The following is a 12,674-nucleotide window of genomic DNA, read 5'->3' as shown; positions in this document are numbered from 1 at the left end:
GCATCAGCTCCGGGCCAGGGTGACCACATAGGTGCAGGAGGCGTTGGTCTCGTTGGCGAAGGTCGTCTCGGCCGGCGGGCCAAAACCAAGGCAATCGCCGGCGGCGAGCACGTGGCGTGCGCCGCCTTCGGTGATGACGAGGCTGCCGCTCAACACCCAGACCAGCTGGCGGATATGCGCGTAGGACGAGGCGGGCAGGGTCACGGTCTGCTTCGGCGGCAGTTCGACCCGCACCAGCTCGACCGGATGGTCGGGACGGCTGAACACCTGGCGGCGCAGATAGCCGGTTTCCGGATCGCGCCAGACCGGTTGCGCGGCGGCGCGCGACAGCCGTTCGCCCTGGCCTTCGGCGCGCAACATCAGGCCGGCCAAAGTGAGATCGAAAGCCGAGGCGAGGCGCACCAGCACGACCGCGGTGGGGCTGACCTCGGCGCGCTCGATCTTGCTGATCGTGGCCTTCGAGACGCCGGCGCGTTCGGCGAGATCGGCCAGCGACCAGCCGCGGCCATCGCGTTCGAGCCTGATCCGCTGTGCGAGGCGTTGGCCGAGATCGTCTACCAAAGTATCCATATGTATATTATAATAGAAATCGCCGGTTCCGGGCAAGGCCTGGCCGGGCCGTGATCGGCGCGGCTTGTGATCATCGACAGTGCGACTATCTCGGGGGTGACAATGCCCGGTGCAATCGTGTAACAGGGCGCGACTTCACGAAAACCCGTAAAGCCGATAGCGCCGTTTGTCTGGCTGCTTGGCGGCTTGTGACGGAAGGCTTGCGATGCAGACTGTCGTTATCATTGTCCACCTCATGATTGTCGCCGTCATGATCGGCGCCGTGCTGTTGCAGAAATCCGAAGGCGGCGGCCTTGGCATGGGTGGCGGCGCCGGCTTCATGTCGAGCCGCGGCACCGCCAATTTGCTGACGCGCACCACGGCGATCCTCGCGGTGGGCTTCTTCCTGACCAGCCTGTTCCTGTCCTGGTACGCAGGCTACGACCGCAAGCCGAGCTCGATCATCGGCGCCGGCGCACCGGCGCAGACGCAGCCGGCCGGCGGCACGCCGATGAACGCGCCGACCTCGGGCGGCATCCTCGATTCGCTGAAGAAAGCCGACGAGCAGCAGGGGCAGCAGGCCCCGAGCGGTCCGCAGGCGCCACGGTCGCAATAAAGCAGGGTGGCCATGCAGGATGCACCGCTGGCATCCTGCATCAGAAACCCCCATCAATGCTCTGAAATCGCTTCCAGTTTGATGTCACCCACAGCCCGGCGAATTGTTTGCCGGGAACAGCCGATTCGTTTTGCGAATCGCCGGAGTCGGATTAAAGGTAAAGTCCCATGGCGCGGTACATATTCATCACCGGCGGCGTGGTCTCCTCGCTCGGCAAGGGTCTGGCTTCAGCGGCGCTCGGCGCCTTGCTGCAGGCCAGGGGCTACAAAGTCCGCCTTCGCAAGCTCGATCCCTATCTCAACCTCGATCCCGGAACGATGTCGCCGTATCAGCACGGCGAAGTGTTTGTGACCGACGACGGCGCCGAGACCGATCTCGATCTTGGCCATTACGAGCGCTTCACCGGTCGTCCGGCCACCAAGGCCGACAACATCACGACCGGGCGAATCTACCAGGACATCATCACCAAGGAGCGCCGCGGCGACTATCTCGGCGCCACCATCCAGGTGGTCCCGCACGTCACCAACGCGATCAAGGAATTCGTGCTGTCGGGTAACGACGAGTTCGATTTCGTGCTGGTCGAGATCGGCGGCACCGTCGGCGACATCGAGGGCCTGCCGTTCTTCGAGGCGATCCGCCAGCTCAAGAACGAGCTGCCGCGCGATCATGCCGTCTACATTCACCTGACGCTTCTGCCCTACATTCCAAGTGCCGGCGAACTCAAGACAAAGCCGACGCAGCATTCGGTGAAGGAGCTGCGCTCGATCGGCATCCAGCCGGACATCCTGCTATGCCGCACCGACCGCGAAATCCCGAAGGAAGAGCGGCGCAAGCTCGGCCTTTTCTGCAACGTGCGCGAGAGCGCCGTGATCGAGGCGCGCGACGTCGACAACATCTACGCCGTGCCCGAGGCCTATCACGCCGCCGGCCTCGACGACGAGGTGCTGGCCGCGTTCGGCATCACCGCGAAGATTCCGCCGGCGCTGCAGAGCTGGAACGTCATCAACGAGCGCGTCCGCAATCCGGAAGGTGCGGTGACGATCGCCATCGTCGGCAAATACACCGGCATGAAGGACGCCTACAAATCGCTGATCGAGGCGCTGTCGCACGGCGGCATCGCCAACAAGGTGAAGGTCAATCTCGATTGGATCGAGAGCGAGGTGTTCGAGAACGAGGACCCGGCGCCGTTCCTCGAGCACGTCAACGGCATCCTGGTGCCCGGCGGCTTCGGCCAGCGCGGCGCCGAGGGCAAGATCCGCGCGGCGCAGTTCGCGCGCGAGCGTGACGTGCCGTATTTCGGCATCTGCTTCGGCATGCAGATGGCGGTGATCGAGGCGGCGCGCAACCTGGTCGGCATCGAGGACGCCAACTCGACCGAGTTCGGCCCGACCAAGGAGCCGCTGGTCGGCCTGATGACGGAATGGCTGCGCGGCAACGAGCTCGAGAAGCGCTCGCAGAGCGGCGATCTCGGCGGCACGATGCGGCTCGGCGCCTATCCCGCGGCGCTCAACCGCGGCAGCCGCGTCTCGCAGGTCTATGGCGGCGCGACCGAGATCTCCGAGCGGCACCGCCATCGCTACGAGGTCAACACCGCCTACAAGGACCGCCTCGAGCAGCACGGCCTGCGCTTCTCCGGCATGTCGCCCGACGGCGTGCTGCCGGAGATCGTGGAGTACGAGGACCATCCCTGGTTCATCGGTGTCCAGTTCCATCCCGAGCTGAAGTCGCGGCCGTTCGAGCCGCATCCGCTGTTTGCCTCGTTCATCGAGGCCGCGGCGAAGCAGAGTCGGCTGGTCTAACCGAGCGGCCGTCAGCTGCGCCGTTACACGGCGCAGTCCTCGTTGGCCCGGCGTCCTTTCTTGATTGGTGAAATATCAGCGCCGGCCGCCGCTGCGACGTCGCGCGTCATCAGCTTGTATTGCGGACGGCGCGTCAGCCGGTAGACCGCGGCCGGCGGCACGTTGAGGATGGCGCGGTCGACCAGCGTGGCGCGCAGGCCGAGCCGGTCGAGGATCGGCCGCGGCACCGGGCAGCGCATGCCGTAGGTGAATTGATAGAACGCGCCGCCGGGACGCAGATAGCTGAACGCGCCGCCGACGATCGAGATGACCTTGCGCGGCGACATGTTGAGCAGCGGCAGTCCGCTGACGACGGCGCCGACCGGCGCGCCATCGTAGAGCTGCTCCGAGGCGAGGCGCGCCGCGTCCATCCACAGCACGCGCGAGCCGGGAAAGCGCAGCTGCAGCAGCCGCATGAAATCCGAGCCGTACTCGATCAGCGTAAGATCCTGCTGGCGCACGCCGCGCTTCAACAGCTGATAGGTGAACGCGCCGGTGCCCGGACCGAGCTCGAGCACCGGGCCGGTGCCGGCGCTGATGTCGCGCGTGATGAGTTCGGCGAGTGCGGTGCCCGACGGCGCAATGGCGCCGACGCGGCCGGGGGCCGCCATCCACGCCGTGAAGAAAGACAGCAGATCATGTGACATTGGGATTCCCAGCAAAGTGTCGCGGCGCTTCGACTCAAGATGCGAAGCGTGACGTCTTGTTTGCGCGAGCTGCATTGCGACAACATTGCGCGAGAGCCCCGTTCCGATTGAATCGGAACGGGGCTCTCGATTCTAGTTTTGACGCGTTTGCTTCACGCGAACCGGTGCCCATCCCGCATCGAGTGCGGGACAGGCTTCGCTCGAAAACGTTTCGGCATCACGACGCGAATGGCGCCGGCGGTAATGTAAGGCGGAAGCACGCGCCGCCCTTCGGACCGTCGAGCACGGAGACGTGACCGCCGTGCAACCTTGCGATCTCGCGTACCATGTTGAGGCCGAGGCCGGCGCCGCGGTCGAGCGGCGCGAGCCGATAGAACGGGTCGAAGATCCGCGTGCGCTCGCCCTGGGGAATGCCGTCGCCTTCATCCGATACGTCGATCGTCGCGGCGCTGCCGACATGGATGGTGATGGTGCCGCGGCGGCCGCCATGCTGGATGGCGTTCTGCACCAGATTGGTCAGCGCGCGCTCCAGCGCCGCGCGATCGCCGGATGTTTCCACGCGATCGACCGAAGTATCGAGCGACAGCTCGTAGCCGGCCGCGATCGCCAGCGGCGCAAGGTCGGCCGCGACATTGCGTGCGACCGCGACGAGATCGACGCGGACGAACGGATTGCGGCACTGGTCGAAGCGCTGGATGTCGAGCAGTTGCTCGGCCAATGTCGCAAGGCGCGCCGAATCCTCGAGCAGGCGGGTTTTCTCCGGGCCCGGCGGCAGCGACTCCAGCCGCGTGTTGAGGATCGCGATCGGCGTGCGCAATTCATGTGCCGCGTCGGCGACGAAGCGCTGGTGCCGGGAATAGCCGTCGTCGAGCCGCTTCAGCGCATCGTTGATGGCGGTCACCAGCGGCGCCACCTCGAGCGGCAGATGGTCCGCCGACAGCCGGCTGCCGCGCTGGCGGAAATCGATCCGGCGCGCCTCGTCGGCGGTGGTATCGAGACCGGCGAAGGCGCGCCTCACCACCATCGGCGTCGCGATGAAGGTGGCGCATGCCATCAGGAAAAGGCCGGGCAGGGCAATGGCGAGGAATGCCAGCGTCGTGGCGAGCGCGGTCTTGACGCTCGACATCGGCCCTTGCGTCGCGGTGAGCACCTGCACGGGGCCGGCATCGGAATTGACGCGCTTCAGCCGCGCCGGCGGCTTGCGCGGATCATCCTCGAACATCTGCCAGCCGAGCCGCGCCTGGCTGATCTGGTCGAGCGCGCCACCGATCCTGGCGAATTCCGGCGGCACCGCGCCTTCCGTCAGCGAACGGCCTTGCCGGTCGCGCACCAGGAACCAGAGGTCGGGCGTGTCGTCACGGAGCTTTTGCAGTTCGGCGGTCGGGCGCAAGATCAGCTCGCCCTTGCCATCGCGTGCGACCGCGCCCTGCACGATGGAAATCACATGATCCTCATCGCGCGGAACGATCAGGAAGCCGGTGGCACACAATGCGCTGATCAGGCAAACGATCAGCATGGCAAGCAGCAGCGCCTGCAGCGTCACCAGCCGCCAGCTCAGTTGCGAGCGCAGGCAATAGTGCTCGGCCTGTTCGCTCATGACGTTTGCTTCAAGAGATAGCCGACGCCGCGGATGCTGTGGATCTCGACGCCGGCGTTGGCGTCCGCGAGTTTGCGGCGCAGCCGCGAGACGTGGGCATCGAGCGCGTTGGACTGGATCTCGTCCTCGAAATTATAGACGGCTTCCTCCAGCGTCGCGCGCAGCACGGTGCGGCCCATGCGGCGCAGCAGCGTCTCCAGCACCAGCAGCTCGCGCCGCGGCAGCTCGAGCGGATGGCCGTCGACGCTGGCCTCGCGATGGCTGCAATCGAACGCCACGCGGCCGGCCCTGATGATCTCGAGCTGCAGTCCGGCGGGGCGGCGCAGCACGGCGCGCAGCCGCGCCAGCAGCTCCTCGACGGCGAACGGCTTGGCCAGATAGTCGTCGGCGCCACTGTCGAGGCCGGTGATGCGGTCGGTGAGATCGCCGCGCGCGGTCAGCACGATGATCGGAACGCCGTCGGCCTTGGCGCGCAGCTTCGGGATCAGGGTGAGACCGTCGCCGTCCGGAAGCTGGCGGTCGAGCAGGACCGCGCCATGCACGTCGGCGGAGATCGCTTCCTCGGCCTCGGCAAGGTTCGGCACATGGTCGACCACCATGTCGTAGCTCTTCAGCGCCTGCGACAGCGCCGCCGCCATTTCGGCCTCGTCCTCAACCAGCAGTATCCGCATGTCCTTGTGGGTCCAGCTCCTGAAGGCAGGTTTTAAGGCAAGTAACATTGCAACAACATTGCGGAAATGGCCGCCTGTCGCGAGCAGGGGTGCCATGTTGTCACCCCCTCAAGACAGCCCGGAAGGCGCTGGCTATAACCGCCCGCACACAAATCTGGGAGGACTGCCAATGATCTACGAGACCCGCGTCTATCGCTGCCTGCCGGGACGGCTGCCGGCGCTGCTCAAGCGCTTCGAGACCATCACGCTGAAGCTCTGGGACAAGCACGGCATCAGGCAGGCCGGCTTCTTCACGACGCTGGTCGGGGAATCCAACCAGGAGCTGACCTATCTGCTGGCCTGGGAATCGCTCGCCGAGCGCGAGAAGAAGTGGACCGCATTCCAGACCGATCCGGAGTGGATCACCGCGCGTGCCAAGACCGAGGAGGACGGCCAAATCGTTCTCAACATCGTCAACCAGCTTCTGGTGCCGACGGCGTTTTCGTCGGTCAAGTGACGCGGTGGCCGCAGGGGGCGCGATGACGAGACTTCGTCGCGCCCTATAACCGGCGCGGCTATTGCGGGCAGCCGGACGTCTGATCGCCCTGGGTCACCATCGGCTTGCCGTTGATGAAGACGCCGTGGCTGCCGGAGGTCGTCTTGCCGCCGCAATGCGTGCGATCGCCCATGACCACCGCCGGCTTGCCGTTGATAAGGACATTGGGCACGCCCTCGACGAGCGCGCCGCCATTGCTGGTGGTGTCGCCGCTGCGCGCCGCCGGCTTGCCATTGACGGTGACGCCGGTGGCGCCGCTGGTGACGACCCCGGGCTGGCTGCTGGACTGGCCATAGGCGAAGCCCGACATCGCCGACAGGGCGGCGACGGCTCTGATCATCAGCGGGATGCGCATGTCTTCCTCATGGGAATCTGTTCCGCGCCAGTTTATAGGCGCTGTTTGGGCGGGATTGTGTTAGCACGGCGCACCCACGGCGTCAGCGCAACCCCCTCATCGTGCGGGATGGCTTGATCCGTCCCGCCCGGGACTGCATGGTCGCCGGCAAAAGGATGCAGCATTTTGACCAATCAGGTTTCCGCGCCAGCCGCCGCGCCGATCGTTGCCGTCGGATCGGCCAAATTCGGCAATGCCCTGCCGATTTCGATCATCGCCGGTCCCTGCCAGCTCGAGAGCCGCGCGCATGCGCTTGAAGTAGCGTCCGCGCTGAAGGAGATCGCAGCGCGGCTCAAGATCGGTCTGGTGTACAAGACCTCGTTCGACAAGGCGAACCGCACCAGCGCGACGGCGGCGCGCGGCATCGGCTTGGCGCAGGCGCTGCCGATCTTCGCCGAGATCCGGTCTTCGCTCGGGCTGCCCGTGCTCACCGACGTGCATGAGGCGACCCAGTGCGCCGATGTGGCACAGGCGGTCGACGTGCTGCAGATCCCGGCCTTCCTGTGCCGGCAGACCGATCTCCTGCTGGCCGCGGCCGCGACCGGCAAGGTCGTCAATGTCAAGAAGGGCCAGTTCCTGGCGCCGTGGGACATGGCCAATGTGGTCAGCAAGATCACCGGCGCCGGCAACGCCAATGTGCTGGTCACCGAGCGCGGTGCGTCGTTCGGCTACAACACGCTGGTCTCGGACATGCGCGCGCTGCCGATTCTTTCGCGCACCACCGGCGCGCCTGTCATCTTCGACGCCACCCATTCGGTGCAGCAGCCTGGCGGCAAGGGTACGTCGTCGGGCGGCGAGCGTGAATTCGTGCCGGTGCTGGCGCGGGCCGCGGTCGCGGTCGGCGTTGCCGGCGTGTTCATCGAGACCCATCCAGATCCGGACCATGCGCCGTCCGATGGCCCCAACATGGTGCCGCTCCGTGACTTCGAATCCCTCGTCAAGCAGCTGATGCAGTTCGACGCGCTCGCCAAGACGGCCTGACCGGCGGACAACGACATGACCGCAACGAGCGGCATGCCGCCGGCCCTCAACGTCATCACGCTGGCGACCTTCGCGGCGAGCCTGTCGGTGCGCGCGCTCGATCCGGTGCTGCCGCATGTCGCCGAGGATTTCGGCGTCAGCATCGCGACCGCGGCGAGCTTTGCCGCAGTGTTCGCCTTCACCTTTGCCGCGGTGCAGCCGGCAATCGGCGCCGCCGCCGACCTGTTCGGCAAGGCGCGGCTGATGACGATCTGCCTCGGACTGCTCGGCGTCGCCAACATCCTCGGCGCGCTGTCGACCTCGTTTCCGATGCTGTTCGTGACCCGCATCCTCGCCGGCATCGGCTCGGGCGGCGTGTTTCCGGTGGCGCTGTCGCTGACCAGCGATCTGGTCGGCCCGGACAAGCGGCAGCTCGCGATCGGGCGAACCCTCGCGGGGTCGATGACCGGCAATCTGCTTGGTGCGACGGCATCCGGCCTGATCGGCGACTTCCTCGGCTGGCGCGGCGTGCTCGCGGTGCTCGGCGGCCTCGTGATCGTCGTCGCGCTGGCGGTTGCGGCCGGTTTCCGCGGCGCCGCGCTGAACCGTCCGCCGCGCACCAGCCTGAAGGCGCTGCGCCACGGCTATCGCACCATCTTCACCAACCCGAACGCGCGGATCTGCTATTCGGCGGTCTTCATCGAAGGATGCTGCGTGCTCGGGCTGTTTCCCTTCATCGCCTCGTTCCTGTTCGAGCTCGGCGAGACCTCGCTGTCGATCGCCGGCATCGTGATCGCGGGCTTTGCGATCGGCGGATTGCTCTACACGCTGACGGTGTCGCGCCTGCTGCCGTGGATCGGGGTGAGGGGCATGATGGTCGTCGGCGCGACGCTGGTCGCTATCCAACTGGTCGGCGTCGCCTTCGGACCGCACTGGAAGCTGCAGATGGCGAGCTTGCTTGTGATGGGCCTCGGCTTCTACATGATCCACGGCTGCCTGCAGGTGTTCGCCAGCGAGCTGTCGGTCGAGGCGCGCGCCACCGCGCTGTCGCTGCACTCGTTCTTCTTTTTCATGGGCCAGACCGTCGGCCCGATCGCCTACGGCTTCGGCCTGCAACACGTCGGCAAGACCGCGACGCTGGTGTCGGCCGCCGCCGTGATGGTGGTGCTCGGCTTTATCTGCGCGAGATTTCTGCGGCAGACCAGGCCCGCCGATGCGCAGACAACCTAGGCGCCCACGGGCCCACCGGCCGTGGCAGACACAACATGCAGGGAAGCGGGGTGCAGCGTCAGGGTGACGCATGTCGCAGCAGCGTTCGGACGACCGCGCATGGCATGAGGATTGCTTATTTCTCGCCATTTGAGGTGAGAGCGTGGACGTCCAGACCGGCTGGCCTATTCGAGGGAATGCGGACGTCAGGACAACGGGATATGGCACCGAGCCTCCACTTCAACGATTTCTGGCCTCCTGCCATCAAGAATTCAAATCGGACAATTCCGGCGCGCTCGCCGACTACATTCCGGAGCTGAAACGGGCCAACCCGGCGCATTTCGGCATCAGCCTCGTCACCATCGATGGCCATGTCTACGAAGTCGGCGACAGCGCCGCTCCTTTCACCATCCAGTCCGTTTCGAAGGCGTTCGTGTTTGCGCTGGCCCTCGATCTCGTCGGCGAAGCGCGCGTCGCGTCGGCGATCGGCGTCGAGCCGAGCGGTGAGGCATTCAACTCGATCCGGCTGACCAACGACAACAAGCCGTTCAATCCGATGGTCAACGCCGGCGCGATTGCCTGCTCCGGGCTGATCCACGAGGTCGATGGCCGCGCCGCATTCGAGCGCATCCGGGACAAGCTCGGCCAGTTTGCCGGCCGCGAACTCGACGTCGACGACGCGGTCCATGCGTCGGAGACGGCGACCGGCAACCGCAATCGCGCGATCGCCTGGCTGCTGCGCAATTACCTCGTGCTGCAGGACGACGTCGATGCCGTGCTCGACATCTATTTCCGGCAATGCGCCATTCTCGTCACCGCGCGCGACCTCGCGGTGATGGCCGCAACGCTCGCCAATCGCGGCGTCAATCCGGTCACCGGCGTCCAGGTGGTGACGCCGCACGTCGTCGCGCGCACGCTGTCGGTGATGACGAGCTCGGGCATGTACGACTATGCCGGCGAGTGGATCTATCGCGTCGGAATGCCCGCCAAGAGTGGGGTCGGCGGCGGCATCGTCGCAGCGCTCCCGTCGCAATTGGGGCTCGGCACCTTTTCGCCGCTGCTCGATGGGCACTTCAACAGCGTGCGAGGCCTGAAGGTTTGCGAGGCGCTGTCGGCACGATTTGATCTGCATATGCTCAACCGCAGCGGCGACGTCCGCACCTGCATCATCGCCGACTACGACATCTTCGGCATCACCTCCCGCCGCAGCCGCCAGCCGCACGAACAGCAGATCCTCGATGACCGCCACAGCGACACCCGCGTCATCGAGCTGGTGGGGGCGCTCAACTTCGCGTCGATCGACTACGTCACTCGCCGGCTGTCCAGCGAGCCGCCCGGCGCGCCGCTGCTGATCCTTGATTTCCACCGCGTGCCCGACATCACGGCAGCCGGCGCCCAGCTGCTGGCTGAGAAAATCGCCACGCTCGGAAATTCCGGTGTCACCACGATCATCTGCGGTGTCGAGACGACGTCGCCGGTCTGGGCCACGATCCGCGCGCAGATCGAAGAGCCGAAGCGGTTGCGGCATTTTCCGCTGCTCGACGACGCCGTTGAATGGGCCGAGGATCAACTGATCTACCGCTATGGAGGCTTCACCGAGACCAAGGAGACCGCCCATCTCGGCGAGCAGGCGCTGTTGGCCGATCTCGCGCCCGAGGAGATCGCTGCGCTCGCCGAACTCTCGACGCCGCGCCGCTACGACGCCGGCCAGCGCATCGTCGTGGCCGGCGAGCCGGCCAATTCGTTGTTCTTCCTGCAAAGCGGGATGGTGAGCGTGAAGCTGCCGAGCGGCGTGCGGCTTGCCTCGCTCGGGCCGGGGATGGAGTTCGGCGAGATGGCGATCATCGAGAGCCACCGCAGCGCCGACGTCTGGGCGGACACGCCGGTCAAATGCCTCGAGCTACCGATCGACAGCTTTGCCGACTATCGTCAGCTCCACCCGCAGATTTCGATGAAGGTCATGCGCAATCTTTCCGCACTGCTGGCGCGCCGCCTGATCCTCGCCAATGCCAAGGTCGATCTGCTGAGCGCCTATTGAGACGCCGGATCAGCCCCGGCCTCGATAGGGCGCGACGCCCTGATCGGGAACCCAGACGCCCTTCGGCAGCCGGCCGGTCTGGAAGAACACGTCGATCGGGATGCCGCCGCGCGGATACCAGTAACCGCCGATCCGCAGCCATTTCGGTTTGATTTCCCCGACGATGCGCTTCCCGATCATGACGGTGCAATCCTCGTGGAAGGCGCCGTGATTGCGGAAGCTCGCCGCATAGAGTTTCAGCGACTTAGATTCCAGGAGCCACCGGCCCGGCACATAGTCGAGCACCAGATGGGCGAAGTCCGGCTGGCCGGTGATCGGGCAGACCGAGGTGAATTCCGGGATAGCGAAGCGCACCAGATAATCCGTGCCGGCCTGCGGATTGGGGACGCGGTCGAGCACCGCCTTGTCCGGGCTATCCGGCCACGCGACGGCACGGCCGAGTTGCAGGGTTTTCTTCGCCATGGGCCTCATCCTTTTGGGAGCGGCCGAAATGAACGGAAGCGGGCGGTTCGTCAACCGTCCGCGTGCGGGGGCAGGGTGCTACGCGGGCGCGGCAGTCTGGATCAGGACCAAGCGGTCTTGGCCGGATTCACAGCCCCAGACCTCGCCGGGCCGGCCATCGAGTTGCCGGACATTCGCGCCGGCGCGGTCGCTCGGAAAGGCGTTGAAGGTCGCGCCCACCGGATCGAAGCGCATGATCGCGTTGGCCGAGAAATCGGTGAGCCAGACCTTGTCCTTGTCGTCGACATAGACGGCATAGGTCCGTGGATTGCTGCCGGGCAGCTTCCAGGCCCTCCACGTCCCGTCGGCGGGATCGTGCACTGACACGTTGCCGCTGTTCCACTCGCTGACCCAGATCCGCCCCCGCGAATCCGACCACACCCGTCGCGCGCCCTGTTTCGGCGTCGGCGGCTGGACCACGCTGGCGTTGCCGGTCGCAAGGTCAATCCGTGCGATATAGCTGCCGGCAAGCGAGGCGTACCAGATGTCGCCGTTTGGGGTCACGGTGATGCCGTAGGGGCCGACGCCGCGCGGTGCCTCGAACACCTTCATCTCACCGGATTTCGGATCGAGCCGGCCGTAGAAACCGGACTGGCCGGTGAACCAGTAGACGCCGCGCTTGTCGAACACGCCGGTATTGAGATTGGCGTCAGCGGCTTTCTCAGGCAGGCGGAACAGCGTCACCTTGTGGTCGCCGGGGTCGACGCGGGCGATCGCATTCTGCCCGCCCTCGGTTACCCACGGCGCGCCGTCGGGGCCGATCGTGACGCCGTGCGGGGCCGCACCCTTGCCGAGGCTGACCAGCTTGAACGCACTGTCGCGCGGATTGAGCCGGCCCAGCGCACCGCTGCGCTGGCCCGTGAACCAGACGGTGCCATCGGGCGCCGGAGTGACATCGTGCAGGCCGGTCCCGGCGTCGACGTTGAAATATTTCACCCGGAACGGCGTCTGGGCATCCTGCGCCTGCGCTCTCGTGGTCAAAATCGCGGCAGTGGTGGAGGCGAGAAACTGGCGACGGTTCATTGCGTTATCCCGGCTTCGTGAAACAATGGGCCAGCACGCGAAGGTAATCCCTGACAGCATAAACCCACCACATTGCACCGTCAGACGGGCCGGGCG

13 protein-coding genes are annotated in these 12,674 nt (G+C 66.0%); 6 read left to right on the top strand and 7 right to left on the bottom strand.

The window, feature by feature from the left end; translation table 11 throughout:
- Window positions 1–3: 3 nt before the first annotated feature.
- Window positions 4–570 (bottom strand): helix-turn-helix domain-containing protein, encoded by a 567-nt coding sequence (locus AC1VNY_RS26475; protein WP_482407407.1) that lies wholly within the window; start codon window positions 568–570, stop codon window positions 4–6.
- 205 nt (window positions 571–775) lie between these two features.
- On the opposite strand from AC1VNY_RS26475, the gene secG reads away from it, so the two are divergent.
- A complete protein-coding gene (gene secG / locus AC1VNY_RS26470) occupies window positions 776–1,165 on the top strand; it encodes a preprotein translocase subunit SecG (protein ID WP_411782622.1) in 390 nt (129 codons plus the stop codon).
- 167 nt (window positions 1,166–1,332) lie between these two features.
- A complete protein-coding gene (locus AC1VNY_RS26465) occupies window positions 1,333–2,964 on the top strand; it encodes a CTP synthase (protein WP_028334049.1) in 1,632 nt (543 codons plus the stop codon).
- Between the two features lie 23 nt (window positions 2,965–2,987).
- On the opposite strand, the gene AC1VNY_RS26460 is transcribed toward AC1VNY_RS26465, so the two are convergent.
- The 3 genes from AC1VNY_RS26460 to AC1VNY_RS26450 all read right to left on the bottom strand — a co-directional run bounded on the left by AC1VNY_RS26460 (window position 2,988) and on the right by AC1VNY_RS26450 (window position 5,918).
- Window positions 2,988–3,650 carry a class I SAM-dependent methyltransferase gene (locus AC1VNY_RS26460; RefSeq protein ID WP_482407406.1) on the bottom strand — a complete coding sequence of 221 codons (663 nt, stop codon included), beginning with the start codon at window positions 3,648–3,650 and terminating at the stop codon, window positions 2,988–2,990.
- Window positions 3,651–3,867: 217 nt separating this feature from the next.
- Entirely contained in the window at window positions 3,868–5,247 is a 1,380-nt protein-coding gene (locus AC1VNY_RS26455; RefSeq protein WP_482407405.1) for a sensor histidine kinase, read from the bottom strand.
- Entirely contained in the window at window positions 5,244–5,918 is a 675-nt protein-coding gene (locus AC1VNY_RS26450) for a response regulator (protein WP_482407404.1), read from the bottom strand. Before AC1VNY_RS26450 ends, AC1VNY_RS26455 begins: the two co-directional genes overlap by 4 nt.
- Window positions 5,919–6,087: 169 nt before the next feature.
- On the opposite strand from AC1VNY_RS26450, the gene AC1VNY_RS26445 reads away from it, so the two are divergent.
- Window positions 6,088–6,414 carry an NIPSNAP family protein gene (locus tag AC1VNY_RS26445; RefSeq protein ID WP_018271819.1) on the top strand — a complete coding sequence of 109 codons (327 nt, stop codon included), beginning with the start codon at window positions 6,088–6,090 and terminating at the stop codon, window positions 6,412–6,414.
- A gap of 58 nt (window positions 6,415–6,472) precedes the next feature.
- Here AC1VNY_RS26445 and AC1VNY_RS26440 read toward each other — a convergent pair whose 3' ends face one another.
- Entirely contained in the window at window positions 6,473–6,808 is a 336-nt protein-coding gene (locus tag AC1VNY_RS26440) for a PAAR domain-containing protein (RefSeq protein WP_482407403.1), read from the bottom strand.
- A 165-nt stretch (window positions 6,809–6,973) separates the two neighbouring features.
- On the opposite strand from AC1VNY_RS26440, the gene kdsA reads away from it, so the two are divergent.
- The 3 genes from kdsA (at window position 6,974) to glsA (ending at window position 11,054) form a co-directional block, all read left to right on the top strand.
- Window positions 6,974–7,828, top strand: coding sequence for a 3-deoxy-8-phosphooctulonate synthase (gene kdsA / locus AC1VNY_RS26435; RefSeq protein ID WP_482407402.1), 855 nt, complete (start codon window positions 6,974–6,976; stop codon window positions 7,826–7,828).
- 15 nt (window positions 7,829–7,843) lie between these two features.
- The gene (locus AC1VNY_RS26430; protein WP_482407401.1) at window positions 7,844–9,037 is read left to right on the top strand and encodes an MFS transporter; all 1,194 of its coding nucleotides are present in this window, start codon (window positions 7,844–7,846) and stop codon (window positions 9,035–9,037) included.
- 166 nt (window positions 9,038–9,203) lie between these two features.
- Window positions 9,204–11,054, top strand: coding sequence for a glutaminase A (glsA, locus tag AC1VNY_RS26425; protein WP_482407444.1), 1,851 nt, complete (start codon window positions 9,204–9,206; stop codon window positions 11,052–11,054).
- A 9-nt stretch (window positions 11,055–11,063) separates the two neighbouring features.
- Here glsA and queF read toward each other — a convergent pair whose 3' ends face one another.
- Window positions 11,064–11,525, bottom strand: coding sequence for a preQ(1) synthase (gene queF / locus AC1VNY_RS26420; protein WP_155258392.1), 462 nt, complete (start codon window positions 11,523–11,525; stop codon window positions 11,064–11,066).
- A gap of 69 nt (window positions 11,526–11,594) precedes the next feature.
- Window positions 11,595–12,578 carry a Vgb family protein gene (locus tag AC1VNY_RS26415; RefSeq protein WP_028339706.1) on the bottom strand — a complete coding sequence of 328 codons (984 nt, stop codon included), beginning with the start codon at window positions 12,576–12,578 and terminating at the stop codon, window positions 11,595–11,597.
- Between the last annotated feature and the right edge of the window lie 96 nt (window positions 12,579–12,674).

It is taken from the genome of Bradyrhizobium ferriligni (genome assembly GCF_056837965.1).
The sequence above is the reverse complement of the archived record's forward strand: the minus strand, read 5'-3'. Positions and strand labels throughout refer to the sequence as shown.